This is a genomic window from Pantoea sp. sgz302252 (assembly GCF_042610525.1).
Taxonomy (GTDB): domain Bacteria; phylum Pseudomonadota; class Gammaproteobacteria; order Enterobacterales; family Enterobacteriaceae; genus Erwinia.
In genome coordinates, this window is record NZ_JBHDVM010000002.1 from 14,410 (window position 1) to 36,201 (window position 21,792).

General features: G+C 54.7%; 26 protein-coding genes. 19 read left to right on the forward strand and 7 right to left on the reverse strand.

Translation table 11 applies throughout. The features are described from left to right. Positions 1 to 82: 82 nt before the first annotated feature. Positions 83 to 232, reverse strand: a complete 150-nt coding sequence (locus ACETPC_RS04085; RefSeq protein ID WP_380179650.1) for a cold-shock protein — start codon at positions 230 to 232, stop codon at positions 83 to 85. Positions 233 to 703: 471 nt separating this feature from the next. Between ACETPC_RS04085 and ACETPC_RS04090 the strand changes: the two genes are divergently transcribed. Together ACETPC_RS04090 and ACETPC_RS04095 are read left to right on the forward strand one after the other, a co-directional pair. Next, a complete protein-coding gene (locus ACETPC_RS04090) occupies positions 704 to 1,030 on the forward strand; it encodes a four-helix bundle copper-binding protein (RefSeq protein WP_380178910.1) in 327 nt (108 codons plus the stop codon). A 248-nt stretch (positions 1,031 to 1,278) separates the two neighbouring features. Continuing rightward, a complete protein-coding gene (locus ACETPC_RS04095; RefSeq protein WP_380178912.1) occupies positions 1,279 to 1,554 on the forward strand; it encodes a hypothetical protein in 276 nt (91 codons plus the stop codon). A gap of 239 nt (positions 1,555 to 1,793) precedes the next feature. On the opposite strand, the gene fliE is transcribed toward ACETPC_RS04095, so the two are convergent. Next, complete coding sequence (gene fliE, locus ACETPC_RS04100; protein WP_380179652.1) at positions 1,794 to 2,105, reverse strand: flagellar hook-basal body complex protein FliE; 312 nt, start codon at positions 2,103 to 2,105, stop codon at positions 1,794 to 1,796. 245 nt (positions 2,106 to 2,350) lie between these two features. On the opposite strand from fliE, the gene fliF reads away from it, so the two are divergent. From fliF to ACETPC_RS04175, 15 genes are all read left to right on the forward strand, one after another. Next, positions 2,351 to 4,063: a flagellar basal-body MS-ring/collar protein FliF gene (gene fliF / locus ACETPC_RS04105; protein WP_380178914.1), complete on the forward strand. Its 1,713-nt coding sequence runs from the start codon at positions 2,351 to 2,353 to the stop codon at positions 4,061 to 4,063. Next, entirely contained in the window at positions 4,060 to 5,052 is a 993-nt protein-coding gene (gene fliG, locus ACETPC_RS04110; RefSeq protein ID WP_380178916.1) for a flagellar motor switch protein FliG, read from the forward strand. The genes fliF and fliG overlap by 4 nt, the downstream gene beginning before the upstream one ends. After that, positions 5,045 to 5,749 carry a flagellar assembly protein FliH gene (fliH, locus tag ACETPC_RS04115; protein ID WP_380178918.1) on the forward strand — a complete coding sequence of 235 codons (705 nt, stop codon included), beginning with the start codon at positions 5,045 to 5,047 and terminating at the stop codon, positions 5,747 to 5,749. The genes fliG and fliH overlap by 8 nt, the downstream gene beginning before the upstream one ends. Next, complete coding sequence (gene fliI, locus ACETPC_RS04120) at positions 5,749 to 7,113, forward strand: flagellar protein export ATPase FliI (RefSeq protein WP_380178920.1); 1,365 nt, start codon at positions 5,749 to 5,751, stop codon at positions 7,111 to 7,113. Before fliH ends, fliI begins: the two co-directional genes overlap by 1 nt. A gap of 10 nt (positions 7,114 to 7,123) precedes the next feature. Continuing rightward, on the forward strand, positions 7,124 to 7,570 hold the full coding sequence (gene fliJ / locus ACETPC_RS04125) for a flagellar export protein FliJ (RefSeq protein WP_336139762.1): 447 nt from the start codon (positions 7,124 to 7,126) through the stop codon (positions 7,568 to 7,570). Continuing rightward, a complete protein-coding gene (locus tag ACETPC_RS04130; protein WP_380178922.1) occupies positions 7,567 to 8,904 on the forward strand; it encodes a flagellar hook-length control protein FliK in 1,338 nt (445 codons plus the stop codon). The genes fliJ and ACETPC_RS04130 overlap by 4 nt, the downstream gene beginning before the upstream one ends. A 145-nt stretch (positions 8,905 to 9,049) precedes the next feature. After that, positions 9,050 to 9,529 carry a flagellar basal body-associated protein FliL gene (gene fliL / locus ACETPC_RS04135; RefSeq protein WP_380178924.1) on the forward strand — a complete coding sequence of 160 codons (480 nt, stop codon included), beginning with the start codon at positions 9,050 to 9,052 and terminating at the stop codon, positions 9,527 to 9,529. Positions 9,530 to 9,534: 5 nt separating this feature from the next. Beyond that, positions 9,535 to 10,542 carry a flagellar motor switch protein FliM gene (fliM, locus tag ACETPC_RS04140; RefSeq protein WP_380178926.1) on the forward strand — a complete coding sequence of 336 codons (1,008 nt, stop codon included), beginning with the start codon at positions 9,535 to 9,537 and terminating at the stop codon, positions 10,540 to 10,542. Further along, a complete protein-coding gene (fliN, locus tag ACETPC_RS04145) occupies positions 10,535 to 10,942 on the forward strand; it encodes a flagellar motor switch protein FliN (RefSeq protein ID WP_380178928.1) in 408 nt (135 codons plus the stop codon). The genes fliM and fliN overlap by 8 nt, the downstream gene beginning before the upstream one ends. A gap of 164 nt (positions 10,943 to 11,106) precedes the next feature. Then, positions 11,107 to 11,460 carry a flagellar biosynthetic protein FliO gene (gene fliO, locus ACETPC_RS04150; protein ID WP_380179654.1) on the forward strand — a complete coding sequence of 118 codons (354 nt, stop codon included), beginning with the start codon at positions 11,107 to 11,109 and terminating at the stop codon, positions 11,458 to 11,460. Continuing rightward, complete coding sequence (fliP, locus tag ACETPC_RS04155; RefSeq protein ID WP_380178930.1) at positions 11,457 to 12,191, forward strand: flagellar type III secretion system pore protein FliP; 735 nt, start codon at positions 11,457 to 11,459, stop codon at positions 12,189 to 12,191. Before fliO ends, fliP begins: the two co-directional genes overlap by 4 nt. 70 nt (positions 12,192 to 12,261) lie before the next feature. Continuing rightward, positions 12,262 to 12,531 carry a flagellar biosynthesis protein FliQ gene (fliQ, locus tag ACETPC_RS04160; protein ID WP_380178932.1) on the forward strand — a complete coding sequence of 90 codons (270 nt, stop codon included), beginning with the start codon at positions 12,262 to 12,264 and terminating at the stop codon, positions 12,529 to 12,531. Then, on the forward strand, positions 12,532 to 13,317 hold the full coding sequence (fliR, locus tag ACETPC_RS04165) for a flagellar biosynthetic protein FliR (RefSeq protein ID WP_380178934.1): 786 nt from the start codon (positions 12,532 to 12,534) through the stop codon (positions 13,315 to 13,317). It begins immediately after the preceding gene. A gap of 644 nt (positions 13,318 to 13,961) precedes the next feature. Next, the gene (gene rcsA / locus ACETPC_RS04170) at positions 13,962 to 14,597 is read left to right on the forward strand and encodes a transcriptional regulator RcsA (RefSeq protein WP_380178936.1); all 636 of its coding nucleotides are present in this window, start codon (positions 13,962 to 13,964) and stop codon (positions 14,595 to 14,597) included. Positions 14,598 to 14,747: 150 nt separating this feature from the next. Then, positions 14,748 to 16,421 carry a methyl-accepting chemotaxis protein gene (locus ACETPC_RS04175; protein WP_380178938.1) on the forward strand — a complete coding sequence of 558 codons (1,674 nt, stop codon included), beginning with the start codon at positions 14,748 to 14,750 and terminating at the stop codon, positions 16,419 to 16,421. Between the two features lie 39 nt (positions 16,422 to 16,460). On the opposite strand, the gene dsrB is transcribed toward ACETPC_RS04175, so the two are convergent. After that, the gene (dsrB, locus tag ACETPC_RS04180) at positions 16,461 to 16,652 is read right to left on the reverse strand and encodes a protein DsrB (protein WP_380178940.1); all 192 of its coding nucleotides are present in this window, start codon (positions 16,650 to 16,652) and stop codon (positions 16,461 to 16,463) included. 66 nt (positions 16,653 to 16,718) lie between these two features. Then, positions 16,719 to 16,877 carry a YqaE/Pmp3 family membrane protein gene (locus tag ACETPC_RS04185; protein WP_017800079.1) on the reverse strand — a complete coding sequence of 53 codons (159 nt, stop codon included), beginning with the start codon at positions 16,875 to 16,877 and terminating at the stop codon, positions 16,719 to 16,721. Between the two features lie 597 nt (positions 16,878 to 17,474). Here ACETPC_RS04185 and ACETPC_RS04190 point away from each other — a divergent pair. Both ACETPC_RS04190 and ACETPC_RS04195 read left to right on the forward strand, forming a co-directional pair. Further along, complete coding sequence (locus ACETPC_RS04190; protein ID WP_380178942.1) at positions 17,475 to 18,269, forward strand: mannosyl-3-phosphoglycerate phosphatase-related protein; 795 nt, start codon at positions 17,475 to 17,477, stop codon at positions 18,267 to 18,269. 44 nt (positions 18,270 to 18,313) lie between these two features. Further along, a complete protein-coding gene (locus tag ACETPC_RS04195; protein ID WP_380178944.1) occupies positions 18,314 to 19,534 on the forward strand; it encodes a glycosyl transferase in 1,221 nt (406 codons plus the stop codon). On the opposite strand, the gene dgcQ is transcribed toward ACETPC_RS04195, so the two are convergent. The 3 genes from dgcQ to ACETPC_RS04210 form a co-directional block, all read right to left on the reverse strand. Further along, the gene (dgcQ, locus tag ACETPC_RS04200; protein ID WP_380178946.1) at positions 19,531 to 21,180 is read right to left on the reverse strand and encodes a cellulose biosynthesis regulator diguanylate cyclase DgcQ; all 1,650 of its coding nucleotides are present in this window, start codon (positions 21,178 to 21,180) and stop codon (positions 19,531 to 19,533) included. The two genes, ACETPC_RS04195 and dgcQ, sit on opposite strands and share 4 nt — an antisense overlap. Positions 21,181 to 21,307: 127 nt before the next feature. Beyond that, the gene (locus ACETPC_RS04205) at positions 21,308 to 21,484 is read right to left on the reverse strand and encodes a YodC family protein (protein WP_380178948.1); all 177 of its coding nucleotides are present in this window, start codon (positions 21,482 to 21,484) and stop codon (positions 21,308 to 21,310) included. A gap of 168 nt (positions 21,485 to 21,652) precedes the next feature. Beyond that, positions 21,653 to 21,784, reverse strand: a complete 132-nt coding sequence (locus ACETPC_RS04210; protein WP_380178949.1) for a hypothetical protein — start codon at positions 21,782 to 21,784, stop codon at positions 21,653 to 21,655. Positions 21,785 to 21,792: the final 8 nt, after the last annotated feature.

A 21,792-nucleotide genomic window follows, 5' to 3' on the forward strand; every position in this document is an offset into this window, starting at 1 on the left:
GCCAGCGATGGCGTTGGCAATAACTTTGGCTATTATTGCCCGCGTTTCGCGCTGTTGCTCAGTCCATTGCAAAGACGGACAGTTAGCGGACGAAAGCCTTATAGCTAACTGTCATTTTGGTTTTACAAAAGATACATCTGGCGCCGTGGGGATTTTGCGGAGTGATATTGTATAGCGAGAAGCGGTACTGACATCCGTGGCATGTCGGACATCTGAATTTGATATCAGTAATAAATAGCCTTAATTTTGTGAAATTGAGTGACCAGGGTATCACGCCCTGACCCGACTGTCGAATTTTAAGCCAATTTTTCCTGCCCTGAACGGCGGGTTTTCGACCCTATGTCAGGCTTCAATTTTTCACTGTGCGATTGGGCGAGGCGATCAAAGCGGAATTTTTTGCCTGTACGGCTCGGCAACACTGCTTTGCTCGCCTTTTTTTGATGTTAAATGTCGCTACAAGCAAGATAAAAAAAACCAGCGCTGAGCCGATTAAGGTTTCCATTTTGCGTTTACCTTGTTGGTTAAATAACCACCCTATTTTGCCAAATCGTGCTAAACGGCACGCCAACATAAGGCAAATTTCCTGATTTATTCTGTGGGCGTGCAGGTTTTATCGCCACAAGTTATAAGCACCACACTTTTTTGCATAATCCTGTTTCCTCTTCCAGGCTTACTGCTGTCATCTGAGTAAACGGAGGGTAAAATGACCGAAAGCTATCAGCACTGTATTGAAGCCTGCTATTTGTGTGCGGCCGCCTGTGATAACTGCGCCGCATCCTGTCTTAAAGAAGAAAACGTTAGCATGATGCGCGACTGCATTCGCTTTGATATGCAGTGCGCCAACCTTTGTCGACTGGCCGCGCAATTTATGGCTATGGACAGCGAAGAGGCGAAAAAACTTTGCCAACTGTGCGCGGAGGTCTGTGAAAAATGCAGCGCAGAATGCGGTAAGCATCAGCACGACCACTGCCAGAAATGTGCCGAAGCCTGTCGCCGCTGCGCTGAAACCTGCCGGTCAATGGCTGCCTGAAAGCTGTTAAGAATGCCCCGCGCAGTTCGGGGCCCAGCGTATTTCTGCGAGCCACCGCTTACTGTTTTGCAATCTCACTGTAACAAGTAAACTTTTTTGGAACCGGGTTCCGCTTCGGGGAAACTGCTTACAGACAAGCTGCGGGGGTTGTCCTTAAGATTGAGCTCACTATCAGACGACAGCCAGAACAATCCCGTTAACAGATTGACGGCGAGCTGGATGACAAGGCGTTTAAAGGAGAGTAGCTTGTGCAAGGAGAAATGATACAGGAAGCGAACAACGTACCATTACCGGTTTTAGTAAGCACCCATCGGGTCAACGACAGCGGAGAAGAAAGGATGCTGAGTCGAATCAAAAAACAGGAAGAAGATATGCAGGTCGTGCGCATGGACGTGGCGGTCATCAAGGCTAACTACGCCACGAAAACCGACGTCAGCGAAGCAAAGCAAAGCATTATTTTTTGGGTAGTCAGCGCTATTTTTCTGGTGCAGCTGCTGCCAACCTTTATCAACCATCTTATGTAGCTGTGCCTGCTGGCGTAAAAGAGGCTGCACGGCGCAATGTCGCCGTGCCTGAGGCGCTGACGCCAGCACAAAGCCTCTCGTCTGCCGTGTAAAAATGCTTTCAGGCTGCCTGCAGGCAGAAAAGTAACGCTTTTACTTCCGAACAGCACCCGCATTCAGACCTTACCAACAGGAGGTTATACTTCCTTCCTGCTTAGCGGCCCCGTAGCGCATCCTTTAGTGATTAGCCTGTTACCCTGTTAAACGCCCATATTCATGATTTCGGAATAGGCGTTGACCAGTTTGTTACGTACCTGAATGCCCATCTGCATAGAAACAGAGGCTTTCTGCATATCGATCATCACGTCGTTAAGGTTTACACCGGGTTTGCCCAGCTCAAAATCCTGCGCCTGGGTGCGCGCTTCGGTCTGCGTATCGCTGATCTTGTTCAACGCTTCTTTCATTGCGTCCGCGAAATCCGCGTGGCTGGCGGCGTCGGTACGCTGCCCTGATGCCTGAATCGCTGCGGTCTGCAGCTGCTGCATTACGCTCTCAATGCCCTGAATTGCCATGGTTTGCCTCGGTAAGTAAATAGTGCTGATTTTTGCTGTCTGAAAACTTACCACAATGTCAATAAGACAAAGCCCGTAAATAAGAGCAAAAGTCATAGCTTATCCGCCCATCGAATTTTCCATTTCAGAAAATAATGGCACCCCATAAGAGGTGGATTAATTTTGTTTAGCCAGCACATCAGGGAGTCAGATTTGTTACGACACTACACGAAACAGTCCGGTCAACTGTCAGGCGGGAAAGAGTCATGAATGCAACTGTCACGCAGGATCAACCAGAGAAGAAAGGTTTGAACGACCTTTTCGCTCGCTTAAAGGCGAATCCTCGCATCCCGATTATCATCGCTGCGGCGGCTGCCGTCGCCATTGTTATCGCCATGGTGCTGTGGGCCAAACAGCCTGAATATCGCGTGCTTTATAACAACCTCAGCGATGAAGATGGCGGCGCCATCGTTACTCAGCTGACCCAGATGAACATCCCTTATCAGTTCGATGATAAAGGCGGCGCGCTGATGGTGCCTGCCGATAAGGTGCACGAGCTGCGCCTGCGTCTGGCCCAGCAGGGTTTGCCTAAAGGTGGCGCGGTCGGCTTCGAACTGCTGGACCAGGAAAAGTTCGGTATCAGCCAGTTCAGCGAGCAGGTTAACTACCAGCGCGCGCTGGAAGGCGAGCTTTCCCGCACTATCGAAACTTTAGGCCCGGTTAAGAACGTTCGCGTGCATCTTGCCATGCCGAAGCCTTCACTGTTCGTGCGTGAGCAGAAAGCGCCGACCGCGTCGGTGACTTTAACCCTGCAGCCTGGCCGCGCGCTGGACCAGGGGCAGATTAGCGCCATCGTGCATATGGTTTCCAGCAGCGTTGCTGGCCTGCCGCCGGGCAACGTGACCGTGGTCGATCAGGCTGGTCATCTGCTGACGCAGTCCGATAACGCCGACCGCGATCTTAACGACGCGCAGCTGAAGTATGCGACTGATGTGGAAACTCGCTACCAGCAGCGTATCGAAGCGATCCTGAACCCAATCGTGGGTACCGGTAACGTACACGCTCAGGTAACGGCGCAGATTGATTTTAACGCTCGTGAACAGACCGACGAGAAGTATCAGCCCAACACCGATCCTTCTAAGCAGGCGATTCGTTCACGGCAGAGCAGCAACAGCGAACAAAATGGCGGCCAGTCTGGCGGCGTGCCCGGCGCGCTTTCTAACCAGCCTGCTCCGGCTAACAGCGCGCCTGTTACTACCCCGGCGGCTAACGGTGCAAATGGCGCAAACGGCGCAAACGGTACGGCGGCAAATAACGCTACTGCTAACCAGAACAGCAGCACGGCGAAAACCGGACCGACGAGTACCCGTAACGACGATACAACGAACTATGAAGTAGACCGCACCATCCTGCATACCAAGATGAATGTGGGCGAAGTACAGCGTCTCTCTGTAGCAGTAGTAGTGAATTACAAAACCGACGCGGCCGGTAAGCCGGTAGCGCTGACCGATGCACAGCTCAAGCAGATCGATAACCTGACGCGTGAAGCGATGGGCTATTCAGAGCAGCGCGGCGATACGCTGAACGTGGTGAACTCCCAGTTCAACGATACGCAGGAAATCGGTGGCGATCTGCCATTCTGGCAGCAGCAGTCCTTTATCGACCAGATGATGGAAGCCGGACGCTGGTTGCTGGTGCTGATTGTGGCCTGGATCCTTTACCGCAAGCTGGTTCGTCCACAGCTGCAGCGTAAAGCGGCGCAGGAGCAGGCGATGGTGGAAGCGGCCCAGGCAAGAGCAGGCGGCAGCGATGATGAAGCCGTCTCCGTGAAGCTGTCGAAAGACGAGCTCGATCAAGAACGTAAGTCTCAGCACCGCATGAGTGCTGAGGTAATGAGCCAGCGTATTCGTGAGATGTCGGAAAACGACCCACGCGTGGTGGCTCTGGTCATTCGCCAGTGGATGAAGGACGAACTATGAGTCTCACCGGTACCGAAAAAAGCGCCATTCTGATGATGACGATTGGCGAAGACCGCGCGGCCGAGGTGTTTAAACACCTTGGCGCCCGCGAAGTGCAGCACCTGAGCGCCGCGATTTCCAATATGCGCCAGGTCTCGCACAAGCAGCTCACTGAAGTGCTGCGCGAGTTTGAAGGCGATGCCGAACAGTTTGCGGCGCTGAGCGTCAACTCTAACGATTACCTGCGCTCCGTGCTGACCAAGGCACTGGGCGAAGAGCGTGCCGCCAGCCTGCTGGAGGATATTCTGGAAACCCGCGAAACCACCACGGGTATGGAAACGCTCAACTTTATGGAACCACAGGCGGCTGCCGACCTGATCCGCGACGAACATCCGCAGATCATCGCCACCATTATGGTTCACCTGAAACGCTCGCAGGCGGCCGATATTCTGGCGCAGTTCGACGAGCGTCTACGTCACGATGTGATGCTGCGTATCGCCACTTTCGGCGGCGTACAGCCAGCGGCGCTGGCGGAACTGACCGAAGTGCTGAATGGCCTGCTGGATGGTCAGAACCTCAAGCGCGCGAAGATGGGCGGCGTAAGAACCGCAGCGGAAATCATCAACCTGATGAAAACGCAGCAGGAAGAAGCGGTTATCGAAGCCGTACGCGACTTCGACGGCGAACTGGCGCAGAAGATCATCGACGAGATGTTCCTGTTCGAGAATCTGGTGGAGGTCGACGACCGCAGCATCCAGCGTCTGTTGCAGGAAGTGGAATCGGAATCGCTGCTGGTGGCGCTGAAAGGCTCCGAACAGCCGCTGCGCGAGAAGTTCCTGCGCAACATGTCGCAGCGTGCGGCAGATATCCTGCGCGACGACCTGGCGAACCGCGGCCCGATGCGTATGTCGGCCGTAGAGAGCGAACAGAAAGCAATCCTGCTGATTGTTCGTCGTCTGGCAGAAAGCGGCGAGATGGTGATCGGCGGCGGCGAGGAACAGTATGTCTGATAAATCTTCTCTGCCCTGGCAGCGCTGGCAGCCCAACGATCTTGGGCAGCCCAATAAGCCGCTGATGGCCTCGTTCGACGAGCCGGAAGCCCCGCTGGTTGAAACGCCGGACGACCCGTTCAGCCAGCAGCAGTTCGAGCTGGAGCAGATGCAGAATCAGGCGCGCAGCGAAGCGCAGGGCCGCGGCTATGCTGAAGGCCATCAGCAGGGCTTCAGCGAAGGGCAAAAAGCGGGCTTTGACGCGGGCTATCAGCAGGGGCTGGCGGAGGCGCAGCAGCAGCAGGCGCCGCTGCAGGCCCGCATGCAGCAGTTGGTCTCCGAGTTTTCCCATACGCTGGAGGCGCTGGACAGCGTGATCGCCGCCCGTCTGATGCAGCTGGCGCTGGAAGCCGCCCGCCAGGTGATTGGCCAGGCGCCGCACGTTGACGGCACCGCCCTGCTCCGCCAGATCCAGGGCATGATCCAGCAGGAGCCGATGTTCAGCGGCAAACCCACGCTGCGCGTCCATCCGGACGATCTGCAGCGCGTGGAGCAGACGCTGGGCGCGACGCTTAGCCTGCACGGCTGGCGTCTGCTGGCGGATAACACCATCCATCCCGGCGGCTGCAAAGTCAGCGCTGAAGATGGCGATCTTGACGCCAGCATCGCAACCCGCTGGCATGAACTCTGCCGCCTTGCCGCGCCGGGAGAACTCTAATGACCACCACTCGCTTATCGCGCTGGCTTGGCGCGCTTGACTCTTTTGAACAGCGTATGGCCAATCTGCCGGACGTTCGCCGCTATGGCCGCCTGACCCGCGCCACCGGTCTGGTGCTGGAAGCGACCGGACTACAGTTGCCGCTGGGCGCAACCTGCGTTATTGAGCGAGTGGACGGCAGCGGCGTCACCGAAGTCGAGAGCGAAGTCGTAGGCTTCAACGGCCAGAAGCTGTTTCTGATGCCGCTGGAAGAAGTTGAAGGCATTTTGCCCGGCGCGCGCGTTTACGCTCGCGTAGCGGGCGACAGCCAGCACAGCGGCAAGCAACTGATGCTTGGCCCGGAACTGCTGGGCCGCGTACTGGACGGCAGCGGCCGTCCGCTTGATGGTCTGCCTTCACCAGAAACAGGCTATCGCGCGCCGCTGATTACCCCACCATTCAACCCATTACAGCGTACGCCGATTACCGACGTGCTGGATACGGGCGTACGGGCGATCAACGCATTGCTGACCGTAGGTCGCGGCCAGCGTATGGGCCTGTTCGCAGGTTCCGGCGTGGGTAAAAGTGTGCTGCTGGGTATGATGGCGCGCTACACCAAAGCTGACGTAATCGTGGTTGGCCTGATCGGCGAACGTGGCCGCGAAGTAAAAGATTTTATCGAAAATATTCTGGGCACCGAAGGCCGCGCGCGTTCGGTGGTCATCGCTGCGCCTGCGGATGTTTCTCCGCTACTGCGTATGCAGGGCGCGGCTTACGCTACGCGTATCGCGGAAGATTTCCGCGATCGCGGCAAGCACGTACTGCTGATTATGGATTCCCTGACCCGTTACGCAATGGCCCAGCGTGAAATCGCGCTGGCGATCGGCGAGCCGCCTGCGACCAAAGGCTATCCGCCATCCGTATTCGCTAAACTGCCCGCTCTGGTAGAACGCGCCGGTAACGGTATTGATGGCGGCGGATCTATCACCGCTTTCTATACCGTTCTGACCGAAGGCGACGATCAGCAGGATCCTATTGCCGACTCCGCGCGCGCCATTCTGGACGGGCATATCGTTCTGTCGCGCCGCCTGGCGGAATCGGGCCACTATCCGGCAATTGATATCGAAGCCTCAATCAGCCGCGTGATGTCGCACCTGATTGACGAGACGCATTACGCGCGGGTTCGCCAGTTTAAACAGCTGCTTTCCAGCTACCAGCGCAACCGCGATCTGGTCAGCGTGGGCGCTTATGCTGCGGGCAGCGATCCTATGCTGGATAAGGCGATCAAACTCTATCCCGAGCTGGAAACTTTCCTGCAACAGGGCATGTTTGAGCGCAGCACCTTTGACGACGCCTGCCTGCATCTGCAGGCGATTTTTGGCTAAGGGCTAACCGATGGCAAAACACGCATCGCCGATTGAAACCCTGTGCGGACTGGCGCAGAAAGACCTGGAGAAAGCCGCCATACAGCTGGGCGACGTTCGCCGTGGCCAGAAGCAGGCTGACGAACAGCTGCATATGCTGCTGAATTACCAGGACGAATATCGCAAGACGCTAAACAACACCATGGCGGAAGGCATTAACAGCACCCGCTGGTACAACTACCACCAGTTTATAGAGACGCTGGAAAAGGCGATTGAGCAGCACCGCCAGCAGCTGGCGCACTGGAATAGCCGGGTAGAAAACGCACTGCGCCTGTGGCGCGACAAGCAGCAGCGGCTTCACGCTTATGAAACGCTGCAGGCTCGCGCGGCAGCGACCGCATTACTACAGGAAAACCGTCTCGATCAGAAACGGATGGATGAATTTGCCCAACGGGCATCATTGAGGAAAGGCGAATGATCACTTTGCCACTGGCTACCACAGCGGCGAAAACCGCGACCACAGCGGCTAAAGGCGCTGCGGCAGACTCCACCGAGATCGGCGCGGATATCGGCAGCGCCTCTTCCGGCACCGCTGACGGCGCATCGTCGGAGAACGCGGGCTTTTTGACGCTGCTGGGTAACAAATTACTGACGCTGGCGCAGCAGGGGCAAACTGCTCTTCCCGCTTCCGCTTCCGCTACGGCGGCGGCTGCCGCTGATGATAAAGAAACCGGTTCGCCAAAAGCGAAACTCAACGCGCTGCTGGCTGCGCTGGATAAACCGGAAACGCTTAACGCTCTGTTACAGCCTGCCAAAACCACCGACCAGGATAAAACCGGCGCGACCGCTGACGCCAGCGAAAACAGCGATGCCGCCGCAGCGACTACGCTAAGCAACAATGATATGCAGGCCCTTCAGGCGCTGTTTGCTATGCTGCCGCCGACGCAGCAGCAGCCTGCGGCAACCGTTGCTAAAGCCAGCGATACGCTGAGCGAAGGCAGCATTAAAGGCGGTAGCGGTAGCGCCAATGCTACGCTCGCCTCGCTGCTGTCCGGTGCTAATGCCAATGCTAACGGCAGCGAAGAAACGGCCAAAGGCAGCGATAAAAGCAGCCAGCTTTCCGGCAGCAGTACGCTGAATACCACTAACAGCGCTGCGGCAACACAGAAAAGCGATGCAACTGCGGCTACGCTGAACAGCGCTTTCCAGCAGGTGCTGGGCCAGGTAAGCAAAGATAACGACAAAGAAAACTCAAGTTCCACCACCCAGACGACGATAACATCTTCAGTGATTAGCGCCGCTTCCGCCGCCGTGACGCCAGCGACTTCTTCGCTGGTGACGGCACCCGCCACGCCGCAGCTTAACTCGCAGTTAGGCAGCCCGGAATGGCAGCAGGCGCTGGGCCAGCAGATTGTGATGTTCAGCCGCAACGGCCAGCAGACCGCCGAGCTGCATCTTCATCCGCAGGATCTGGGCAGCATTCAGATCAGCCTGAAGCTGGACAGCGATCAGGCGCAGCTGAGCATGGTTTCAAACCATAGCCAGGTTCGCGCCGCGCTGGAAGCCGCGATGCCGCAGTTAAGGGAAGCGCTGGCGCAGAACGGTATCAACCTGGGGCAAACCAACGTTAGCAGCGACGCTTTCCAACAGGGTCAGAGCTTCAGCGGTCAGCAGGAACAGCAGCGCGATAACAGCCGCGGTAACACTTTTAGCCTTACGGCGGAAAATGACAGCGACGTCACGCCAATAGCCGTTCCTGCCGCGCTACAGGCGCGCGCATCGGGCAGCAATGCCGTTGATATTTTCGCCTGACGATCACAAACGCCAAAGCTAACGGCAAAACCCGCGTCTTTTCGCCCTATTGTTTGGCAATCGATGCGGGATAATCTGCCCATAACGTCGTCAGAGAGCGGTTTACTCCCGGCTCTTGAAAATACTCACAGGAATTATCGCCCGTATGACTGAGAAGAAAGCCAAAAGCGGCAAACGTAAACTCTTGATTATCCTTATAGCGCTGGTAGTCCTGGCGGCTTGCGGCGCAGGAGGTTATCTGGTCTGGCATAAAATGCACGGGTCGGCCGAAACGGCGAAAGCCGAGAAGCCAGAGCCGCCGCCAGCGCCGGTATTTCTGCCGCTGGATACCTTTACGGTTAACCTGATTAATCCGGATAACGATCCCGATCGCGTGCTCTATGTAGGCTTCACGCTGCGTCTGCCAGACCAGGAGACGCTGCAGCGAGTTAACGACTATCTGCCGGAAGTGCGCAGCCGTTTGCTGATGCTGCTCTCTAACCAGAACGCCGCGGCGCTGGGTACAGAGCAGGGCAAGCAGGAACTGGTGAAACAAATTAAAGCCACGCTCGCGCCGCCGCTGGTGCCGGGACAACCTGCGCAAAAGGTGACGGACGTTCTGTTCACCGCCTTTATCCTGAGGTAGGCAAAATGGGCGACAGCATTCTCTCACAGGCGGAAATCGACGCGCTGCTCAACGGCGACAGCGACAGCGCGGCGGAAGAAAACGTCAGCAGCGCGGGCGACAGCGATATTCGTCCTTACGATCCCAATACCCAGCGTCGCATGGTTCGCGAACGTCTGCAGGCGCTGGAGATCATTAACGAACGCTTTGCGCGTTCTTACCGGATGGCGCTGTTTAACCTGCTGCGCCGCAGCCCGGATATTACGGTAGGGGCGATCAAGATTCAGCCGTATCACGAGTTTGCCCGCAACCTGCCGGTGCCGACAAACCTGAATCTGATTCATCTGAAGCCGCTGCGCGGCACGGCGCTGGTAGTGTTCTCGCCAAGCCTGGTGTTTATTGCCGTAGATAACCTGTTCGGCGGTGACGGCCGTTTCCCGACCAAAGTAGAAGGCCGGGAGTTTACCGCCACCGAACAGCGCGTGATCCGCAAGATGCTGAAACTGGCGCTTGAGGGCTACAGCGAAGCGTGGAAACCGATTTATCCGCTGGATGTGGAGTATGTTCGCTCCGAGATGCAGGTAAAGTTTACTAATATTACTACTTCACCTAACGATATCGTGATTACCACGCCGTTTCAGGTGGAGATTGGCAACCTGGTCGGCGAGTTCAATATCTGCATTCCGTTTAGCATGATTGAACCGCTACGCGAAACCCTGGTCAACCCGCCGCTGGAGAACTCGCGGCAGGAAGATCAGAACTGGCGCGAGACGCTGGTCAAGCAGGTGCAGCACTCGGAACTGGAGCTGATTGCGAACTTCGCCGATGTGTCGATGCGGATTTCGCGCCTGCTGGCCCTGAAGCCCGGCGACGTTTTACCGATTGAGAAACCGGACCGCATTATCGCTCATGTCGATGGCGTGCCGGTACTAACCAGCCAGTACGGCACCCTGAACGGGCAGTACGCGCTGCGTGTGGAACATCTGATTAACCCGATTTTGAACTCGATGAATGAGGAACAGCCCCATGAGTGACACCAACAAGCCGTCCGTTGACGACCTCTCTGCGGACGACCTTTGGGCTGACGCGCTGAACGAGCAGTCAAACGCCACCAGCACCGCGCCTGAAGGGGTGTTTAAATCTCTGGAAAGCAACGATATCGCCGGATCGCTGCAGGATATCGATCTGATTATGGATATCCCGGTGAAGCTGACCGTCGAGCTGGGCCGCACCAAGATGACTATCAAAGAGCTGCTGCGCCTGACGCAGGGTTCAGTGGTGGCGCTGGATGGCCTGGCGGGCGAGCCGCTGGATATTCTGATCAACGGCTATCTGATCGCCCAGGGTGAAGTTGTGGTCGTCGCCGATAAGTATGGCGTGCGCATCACTGACATCATCACGCCTTCTGAACGTATGCGTCGCCTGAGCCGCTGATGGATAAGGGCCAGATGCAGGCAGGGCAGCCGGTAGCGGAGACGGAGCAAACTCAGCAACCGGCAGCGCAAACGCAGCAGCCAGCGGAGCAAACCCAGCAGCCGGCGGTACAGACGCAGCAGCCGGCATTTCGTCCGCATCAAACGCAGCAGCCCGCGGCGCCGGTGGTCTCAACCGGCTCGGTGCTGACCCAGGTCAGCAGCGTATTAGCCGTAATTATTCTGCTGATTCTGGCCTGCGCCTGGCTGGCGAAACGTCTTGGCTTCGCGCCCAAAACGGGCAAGCGCGGCCAGCATGAGTTAGCTATCAGCGCCAGCTGCCAGGTTGGACAGCGCGAGCGCGTAGTGATTGTCGATGTGCAGGACGCCCGGCTGGTGCTGGGTGTGACCGCGCAGCAGATTACCCATCTGCATACCCTGCCGCCTTCACCGGCGCAGGAAAAACCGGAAGAGCCGCAGCCCGCTGGCGATTTCCGTCAGGTTTTAGAGCTTATTAAACGCGCCGGAAAACCAAAATGAAACGCATTCTTCCCCTGCTGGCGCTGCTGTTGCTGCTCGCGCCTGAAGTTCACGCCCAGCTGCCGGGCCTGATTAGCCGTCCAACGGCCAACGGCGGCCAGAGCTGGTCGCTGCCGGTGCAGACGCTGGTGTTTATCACCTCGCTGACTTTCCTGCCCGCTATTTTGCTGATGATGACCAGCTTTACCCGCATCATCATCGTGTTCGGCCTGCTGCGCAACGCGCTGGGTACGCCGTCCGCGCCGCCAAACCAGGTTTTACTCGGTCTGGCGCTGTTTCTGACCTTTTTTATTATGAGCCCGGTTTTCGACAAGATGTATCAGAACGCCTATCTGCCGTTCAGCGAAGACAAGATCAGTATGCAGGACGCCATGGATAAAGGCGCCCAGCCGCTGCGCGAGTTTATGCTGCGCCAGACTCGCGAAGCGGATCTGGCTCTGTTTGCGCGGCTGGCTAATACGCCGCCGTTACAGGGCCCGGAAGCCGTTCCTATGCGTATTCTGCTGCCGGCCTATGTGACCAGTGAACTGAAAACGGCGTTTCAGATTGGCTTTACCGTGTTTATTCCGTTTTTGATTATCGATCTGGTGGTCGCCAGCGTGCTGATGGCGCTGGGGATGATGATGGTGCCGCCCGCCACGATCGCGCTGCCTTTCAAGCTGATGCTGTTCGTACTGGTGGATGGCTGGCAGCTACTGATCAGTTCGCTGGCGCAAAGTTTCTACTCTTAACAGGACGCTTGCCGCCTGAGTAATTTGCGGCGTGTCGACGTTAGCAACCTATTTTATTCCCGGAGTCGTGATGACACCTGAATCGGTTATGACAATTGGTCACGATGCGCTGCATGTTGCGCTGATCCTGGCCGCTCCACTGCTGCTGGCAGCGCTTTTTAGCGGTCTGCTGATCAGCCTGTTACAGGCTGCAACCCAGATCAACGAACAGACGCTGTCATTTATTCCAAAAATCCTTGCCGTGGTGGCGACTATCGTCGTGGCCGGCCCGTGGATGCTGAGCCTGGTGCTGGACTATATGCGCACCCTGTTTACTAACCTGCCTAATATGATCGGCTAAATGATTAATTTCGACAGCAGTCAGCTGGTGTTATGGATGGGGCAGCTCTTTTGGCCCCTCGCCCGCGTGCTGGCGTTAATCATGACCGCGCCGATCCTTAGTGAAAAGTCCATCAGTAAAAAGGTGAAACTGGGCCTGGGGCTGATGATCACTTACGTGCTGATCCCCACTTTGCCGCCTGTTAATGTGACCTTATTCTCATTTAGCGGCTTCTGGCTGCTGATTCAGCAGATTCTGATTGGCGTCGCCATAGGTTTTACGATGCAATTCGCCTTCGCCGCGGTAAGAACCGCCGGTGAAGTGATTGGTTTGCAGATGGGTATCTCTTTCGCCACCTTCTTCGATCCTTCCAGCCGATTAAATATGCCGGTGCTGGCCCGCTTTCTGGATATGCTGGCCATGCTGCTGTTTTTATCCTTTAACGGCCATCTCTGGTTAATCTCCATGGTGGCAGACAGCTTTCATACCTTGCCGATTGGCGGCGATTTACTCAGCGGCAATGCTTTTCTGGCGCTGACTAAAGCAGCCAGTTTGATTTTCCTTAATGGAATGCGATTAGCGCTGCCGTTGATAACGCTGCTGCTCATCATTAACCTGGCACTGGGTTTGTTAAACCGTGTTTCACCTCAGCTGTCGGTTTTCGCCATAGGTTTTCCTATCACCTTATCAATCGGTCTTGTTTTTATGAGCCTGATGATGCCCCTGCTGGCCCCGTTTTGCGAGCATCTCTTTAGCGAAGTATTTGATTTGCTCTCGCAGATCCTCAGCGAACTCCCTGCAAGATAAACTTAAGTATCGCCCCCTCTTTTGAGGGGCTATCCAGGCACATTGTTAAGCACATAGAATGCTTTTGCGCAATTTTCAAACCAATCCAGCCAGAATAATCTTAAGGAAAATCTGATAAATCGTTTCGGGCAATGAAAATTATTCTTATTAAATGCCAGTTAGCGTATTTTGTTTAACGAAACGGATGTAATGTTGTCTAAATGTTAAACACTCTGTGTAAGAAAAACGCCTGTTTTTACTGGAAATTTTATTTTTTGCCGTTATTCTTGTAGCAAACCGCGTTTTCCGACCGCGTCAGCATGTCGGACAGAGGCACACATTCGCAGAACGAATGTTTTTTAGGATTCGTCCTATCAGACTTTTCTGCGTTCTGCGCGATAGTGACAAGGCTCACGATAAAGTGCGCCAGACATCCGGCGGATAGCTTATTGGCCCGGGATGTTGTCACCACATTGGTTGTGCGTTTGTTGCCCAAACTAAACGGTTACATCGAGCATGGACAAGCCTGTTCAGCGCTTGCTGACAAGGCTTAATGCTGAGTACAAATAATAAAACTGAAAACAGAACATATTACTCTCGTAACTTACACAACGCGTAATTCATCGTTAGTTTAAACGAATAACAATTTGGTGAGGGTCGCAATTATGCCAACAATTATAATGGATTCATGCAGCTACACACGCTTAGGCCTTACTGATTATATGTCTGTAAAGGGAGTTAAAAAGAAAAATATAACTTCCGTCACCGACATCGATCAATTACAAATTAAATGTCAACAGCTTCAGCCTGGGGTTGTCTTTATTAATGAAGATTGCTTCATTCATGAAGCCGACGCCAGTCAGCGCATAAGAACTATCATTATGCAGCATCCTGACACGCTGTTTTTTATCTTTATGGCTATCTCTAACATCCATTTTGAGGAATACCTCTACGTTCGTAAGAACCTGATTATTACATCAAAATCGATTAAGCCTGCGACGCTCGATAATTTGTTGCTTTCCTATTTCCAGAAGAAACTTAACGTTTCACCTCGCTATTCTGCGGGCTTCGATGTTCATCCATTGACGCTCAGCCAGACCGAGTCGAACATGCTGAAAATGTGGATGTCTGGCCACGATACCATCCAAATTTCGGATAAGATGCAAATTAAGGCCAAGACGGTTTCTTCCCATAAGGGAAATATCAAGCGCAAGATCAAAACACACAACAAACAGGTTATCTACCATGTGGTGCGCCTGACCGATAACGTGACCAGCGGTATTTACGTTAACGTTCGCTAATCACAGTAAAAGCCGGCGCTTGCCGGCTTTTTTATTTGCCCCTGCTAGCAAGATCACACTTTCCGATTAATTTTTCCTCTGGCTCTGCCGATGTCTGATTAACAGATCGAAGCCTGTCGCTTCGTTTCCCCAGACAGAGAGCAAAAGGATATGACATCACCTTCCCATGGCGACCGCCTGAGTTTCTGGCAGCATCTGCGTTTGGTTCCCCTTTTTAGCGCTATCCTCGGCGCCATTCTGATCCTGTTCGCCTTATGCATTGGCCTTGCCAACTACTTTCTTATCCAGAGCAATCAGTCGCTGAAGGACGTTACTGAAGAAATTCAGGTACGCATGGCGATCTCCAACAGTTCTAACCATCTACGCAGTGCTCGTCTCAATATCATTCACGCTGGGGCCGCGGTGCGTAACGGCGATATGGATCTGTTTAACGAAAATCTTCGGCAGGCGGAAAAGCGTATCCAGCAGGCTGGCGATAACTTTAAAGCCTATAAGCAACGTCGCGTCAAAACCTCTGCGGATGAAGCGCTCGACGACGAACTCACAACCCGTTTCACGGCCTATGTTAACCAGGGCCTGCTGCCCATGGTTAAAAGCGCTAAGGACGGCAGTTTTGAAAATGTGATCACCCAGGAAACAGAGCTTACCCGAAATCTGGATAACAGCTACAACGCCGTATTGCTGAAGGCTATCGCTATTCGCACCGAGCGCGCCGCCGCGATTAACGCCAGCGCCGAAGCGCAAACCCGCATGGGCTTCATTATGATGGCCAGCGCCTTTGCCGCCGCGCTGCTGCTGACGGTGGCGACCTTTATCTTTTTGCGTCGCGTGGTGATCGCCCCGCTTCGCCAGGCGGTTGAGCGAATAGAACGTATTTCCCGGGGCGATTTAAGCGCGCCGCTGCAAAACTGGGGACGTAGCGAAATCGGCTCGTTGGGCAGTCATTTGCAGAAGATGCAGCAGGCGCTGGTGACAACGGTCGGCACGGTACGTGAAGGCGCCACCGCTATCTTACAGGGCTCGACAGAAATTTCCGCTGGTAATACCGATCTCTCTTCCCGCACCGAACAGCAAGCGGCCGCGCTGGAGGAAACCGCCGCCAGCATGGAGCAGCTTACCGCTACCGTGAAACAAAATGCGGAAAACGCCCACCATGCCAGCCAGCTGGCCGACGATGCCTCCGGTAAGGCGCGTCAGGGCGGCGAAATCGTTTCCGGCGTCATCAACACTATGGGCAATATTTCCGCCAGCTCGAAGAAAATCGCTGAGATTACTACCGTCATTAACAGCATCGCCTTCCAGACCAATATCCTGGCTTTGAACGCCGCAGTTGAGGCCGCGCGCGCGGGCGAACAGGGACGCGGCTTTGCCGTCGTCGCGAGCGAAGTACGTAATCTGGCGCAGCGAAGCGCCGGGGCGGCAAAAGAAATTGAAGGCCTGATTGCTGATTCGGTCAGCCTGATCGAACAGGGATCGGCACAGGTGGGCGATGCGGGCGAAAAAATGAGCGATATCGTGGCTTCAGTACGCAGCGTAACGGAAATCATGGCGGAAATTGCCTCCGCTTCGGATGAGCAAAGCCGCGGCATTCAACAGGTTAGCCAGGCGGTATCGGAAATGGATAACGTCACGCAGCAAAATGCCGCGCTGGTGGAACAAGCCTCTTCCGCTGCCGCATCGCTCGAAGAGCAGGCTTCGCGCCTGAGCCAGGCCGTGGCGGCCTTTCATCTTAGCGGCAAGCCAGAAACGCTGCGCGCCAGGCCTGCCGATGTACACCGGTTAAAGCCTGCGCTGGCGAATGGCGATAATTGGGAAACATTCTGAACAGATAAAGGGCGAAGTCTTCGCCCTTTATCACCATGGTTATTCGGGATGCGGCTCAACAAAGATGCCGTCCCGATGCCCCAGTTCGTTAAAAAACCAGATCCCCTGCGGATAATCTTCCAGCGACACCAGATACATGGTGCCCTCGCTGAAATCCTCTACGGCCAGCACCGTTCCGGTGCGGCGCGGCCCGCCGTCGGTCTTTACCGTGACCCGATCGTTTATCTTCATCTGTTTTCTCCTGGTCTGCTGCGCTACGTAAATAAGATAGCGTATCTTACCAGGGAATCGACGCCTTTAACGACGGGCAATCACCCAAACGGCATGCACGATACCCGGGATGTAGCCGCAAAGCGTCAACAGGATATTCAGCCAGAACGCGCCGCCAAACCCGACCTGCATGAAAACGCCCAGCGGGGGCAGAAGAATAGCAATAACAATACGTAAAAAGTCCATGTCGCCTCCATAGCGTGGATAACAGCTTGTTTTGTAATCGTTTGTTCAGTATAGCCGCTGTTTGCCGCCCTGCCCGCTCCCGGATGTAAAACAACGTAATGGCTAAGGATTATTTTCACTTTTTTAACGTTTTGCGGTGAGACTTTTGACAACCAGACAACTTACACTGTTTCCACTGCACCAACCCCAAAGGCGCAGTCAACCTAAAAAGTAACAAGGATTTTTGCCCGCGCAGCGCGGGCTTTTTTTTGGGTTTTTTCCTGAAAGCGCATAAAAAAACCCCAGCCAGCAGCCGGGGAAAGCATGGAAATTCGTCACAGAGAAAATCTTTGACTGGGGCACCTTAACGTATTTGTATACTAGAGTCGTCTTAAGGTAGTAACCTCTGGTCTTTACCTCCGTAAATTTATCCCTCTTTATTACTGTAAATCCGTCCTGCTGCCGTCTGGGCTGTAAGTAACCGCTTATGTCTGCCAGCGCTGTATTTAAGATGATTCCTGACCACCTCACGGCGTTTGCCTGTTGCCTCCGCCCCGCCTTTGAAGGATACCGCTATACTTGAATTTCCTGCACCAGGCTATGTATGGAGGAAGGACAATGCCAGCGCTGCATGACCCACTGATGATAGTTACGGATTTAGACGGCTCGCTGCTGGATCACCATACCTATAGCTGGCAGCCCGCAGGCCCCTGGCTGGCGCGGCTGAAGTCAGCCGGGATCCCTGTGACAATCTGCTCCAGCAAAACCGCTGCGGAAATTGAACCGCTGCAACGCGAGCTGGACATTTTTGGCATGCCCTTTATTGCCGAAAACGGCGCCGTCGTAAAATGGCAGCAGCAGCCTGGATCGCCAGCAGTGCAGCAACCTGGTAAAAGTTATGACGTCCTCTGTGAAACGCTACGGCAGCTTCGTGAGCAAGAAGGCTTTAAATTCACTGGCTTTGCCGATGTCACCGCGAAAGAGGTGGCAGAGTGGACCGGCCTGACACTACGCGACGCCGCGCAGGCCAAAATGCGTGAAGGATCGGAAAGCGTGATTTGGCGCGATACTCCAGAACGATTTAGCGCTTTTCAGCAGGCGCTGGCCGCTCAGCAGCTTGACCTGGTGCAGGGCGGGCGTTTCTGGCATGTCATGAATCAGGGATGCAGCAAGGGCGCGGCGCTGGCGTGGCTGCTGACCCACTATCCACGTTCCGCCAGCGGCCGCTGGATAACAATAGGGTTGGGCGACGGGCCGAACGACGCCCCGATGCTGGAAAAAGTGGACTATGCCGTAGTAGTCAAAGGCTACAGCAAAAATCCCGTGGTGCTGGAGCGGCAGGAAAATGTCTTTTATAGCGCAGGTTTCGGCCCCGAAGGCTGGAGCGAGGGCCTGACGCACTTTATTACCTGATTTCCCATGCAGCCAGCCAGTGGGCACGGCTTAAGGAATATGCGATGAGTGATTTCTTTCAGAACGGCGTTATTACTAACTTTCATAATCTCACCGCACGACCTGTTGAGGAACTGGAACAAGAACTGGTACATTTCGCTAACCGGCGAAAAATGGGGCTGATCCTGCCCTCGCTCTTTTCGGAGCTGGAAGGCCCCGCGCTCGGTAAAATTGTCGACGAGCTGGCTAAAGTTCCCTATCTGGAAGAGATTGTTATCGGCCTGGATCGTGCCGATCGCGAGCAGTTCCTTTTTGCCCGCGAGTTTTTTTCTCGTCTACCGCAGCGTCACCGTATTTTGTGGAATGACGGGCCACGCCTGAAGGCAATAGATGCCGAGCTGGATAAAGAAGGCCTTTCTCCTTCCCAGCCGGGTAAAGGCCGCAACGTCTGGTTTTGCACTGGTTACACGCTGGCTTCAGAACGTACGGACTGCGTGGCGCTGCATGATTGCGATATCGTTACCTATGATCGAGGCATGCTGGCACGCCTGCTTTATCCGCTGGCAAATCCCGCTTTTCAGTATGAATTCTGTAAAGGTTTTTATGCCCGTGTGGCCGATAAGAAGCTGAATGGCCGCGTCGGCCGCCTGCTGGTGGGGCCGCTACTTCGCTCGCTACAAAAAGTGTACGGCCATTCGGACTATCTCGACTATCTTGCCAGCTTCCGCTATCCCCTTTCCGGCGAATTTGCGATGCGTACCCATGTATTGAACAATATTAAGATACCTGGCGATTGGGGTCTGGAAATCGGCGTACTCTCCGAAATTTATCGTAACTACACTACGAGGCAGAGCTGCCAGGTAGAAATTGCGCATAATTATGACCATAAACATCAGCCGCTGTCGGAAGAGGACGGCACCGGCGGCCTGCGCCGTATGAGTAACGATATCGTCCAGTCGCTGCTGCGCAAAATGGCGACGATGGGGGTAGATTTGACCAGCGACTCTTTTCGCGTTCTGAAAGCGACCTACTATCGTAACGCGCTGGATATGATGGAGATTTACAGCCATGAAGCGGCGATGAACGGCCTTAAATTCGATCAGCATGCCGAAGAAGCAGCGGTAGAAATGTTTACCCAGTCAATTCTGGAAGCGGGACAGGCGTTTATTGAACGCCCGAATGAAAAGCCGTTTATTCCGAGCTGGAGCCGCGTGCAGTCAGCTTTCCCAAACATTATGCAGCGTATTTATCAGGCGGTAGAAGAGGATAACCAGGGCAACGTTTAATCCCCAGCGCAGACGCGGTTTCTTCCCGACACTTTGGCAAAATAGAGTCGGCGATCGGCGATCGACTGTAGGTTTTCAAAAAAGTAGTTACCGGCCTCCTCACTGGAGGCTACGCCAAGCGAGGCGGTAATGGTCAGCCAGGCTGAGTTGCCTGCGAAAACCGGCTTTTGCGCCAGCGCGGCGCGAACTTTTTCCGCTGTTGCCGCCGCTTCGCTGGCGCTGGCAGAAAGCACGATGCAAAATTCTTCGCCGCCTACGCGTCCCGCTTTAGCTATCGGCCCAATAACCCCCTGGATCACCGCGGCGGCATACGCCAGCACGCGATCTCCTGCTTCATGGCCGTAATTGTCATTAACCTGTTTGAAATGATCGAGATCCAACTGAATCACCGAAAAAGGCGTTTGCGCCTGCTGATTTCTACGCGCAAGTTCATCAGCACGCTCAAAAAACGCGTTGCGATTCAGCATCTTAGTCAGGCCGTCATGGTTGGCCCGCCAGCGATATTTTTCCTGCATCGCCAGCAGACGCCTGACCAGCCCGATCGCTGTCTGATGCGATAGCAGCAGCAGCAGCGTAAACAGCAGCCACATTCCCAACAGCGCCAGCGCTACCTGCCCGGTATCGCCAGCCAGCCCCTGCTTTAGCGTATCGATTTTAATCACTACGCCGTTCGCATAGCGAGTTTTTACCCAGCTGATATAGCGCATATTAAGCCGTAGCGCCCCCTGACGGTGGTGAGTAATAGCGTTTTTCAGCCTGAGGATCTGCTGGTTATTTAGCTGCGCACTGAGTGCCGCGCTGCCTGTGAGGCTGGCAAGTGGCGTCAGGTTGATGTCGTAAAAAAGCACGCTGCCCGCCGGGCGTATCGGTAATGAGAGCTGTAGCTGCCTGCTAATTTGCGCAGCGGTAAAATCCATCGCCAGCACGCCGTACCAATAGTCGCCCAGATCTACCGGCAGGCTTAGCGTCAGCGTATTACTGTCTGGTGCGGTTTCATCCGCGCCGCTCCAGCGTGAGTACCTTTGCGGGTTGCTTTCAGGCCGCATAGCGGTAAACCAGGGCGCTTTTACCACACCGGAGAAATAGCGCAGCGTATCGGCGTCGGGCTGTAACGGCGTGGAGCTTAGCCAGAATCCCGCTCGCGAGACGTACCAGAGGCGAGAGTGAAAATCTCTGCCAGCGTCATTGAGCTGCAAAATCAGGCTCATGATTAACGTTGCTACCAGTTCCTGCCTGAATCTGCTGTCATCACGTTTTAACAGTGGGAATGCAGCCACGAAGCCGTCGGCGATACCGGTTAGCGGCAGGCTGTGAGTGGCGCTGGCATAAAGATGCCAGACCGGCTGATTGCGTATCAGCGAAAAGTTTTGCAGCTGTAGCCGCATCTGGCTATTTTCCGCTGGCGCACGCATAACCTGCTGCAGCATATTACGGTAGAAGAGCAGCTGATCGAGGCTGTACTGGAACTGGCGATCGAGATCGCCTGCGATGTCATTCAGGCTGGCGCGCTGATTAAGCTCGTAGGTTTCTTTCAGAACTTTGCCTTCCCGCCAGGTCAGAAAAGAGGAGAAGAGAAGCACCAGCAGGAAACAGACATGAATAACCGTCTCAGGTCGTGAGTGAAAAAAACCTCGGGTTAACTTCACGCGGCGCGGCTCCCTGAAAGCTGAATGAATATTTCAGTTTAGGCATGCCGTGAAGGGTGCGCCAGCGGAGCCTGGCAAAGGAAGTAAATGAAAACAGGACGCTATTTTTCGTCCTGTTCAGTTAAGGCTAGCTGGCAAGCTGGGTCTGCTTCGCCAGCGCGCAAAGCTCCTCTTCCCGAAAAGCTTCACGGCGCACGCTGTAACCGTCATACCAGCGACACTCCACCATACCGCTGGCATGGCCGGTAACCACCATCGCCGGGCCGCCTTCTTTAAGCTGAACTGCATCACTAACCAGGATCATTCTCTTCTCCTAAGCTGAGACTTCATCAGGGGGGAAATTCAGGTATAGCAGGCAATCAGCGGAAGCGCCGTTAACGACAGGTAAAAGTTTTGTTAATTAAAATATTCGCAGTAAGAAATGCGAAAATTAAAAAAAGCGAGTAAGGTTTACTCGCTTTGCAGAAGAGGCTTAAATTTTGCAGCCTTCACAGTCGGCTTCATCGCCCAGGTCGGTCGGCACTTCGCTGGCCTTTTTCTCGGCGTTGGCTTCGGCCTGTTCCAGCTCGGCATCAATATCAAATTCAAAAATATCGTCTTTCATCTTCGCTC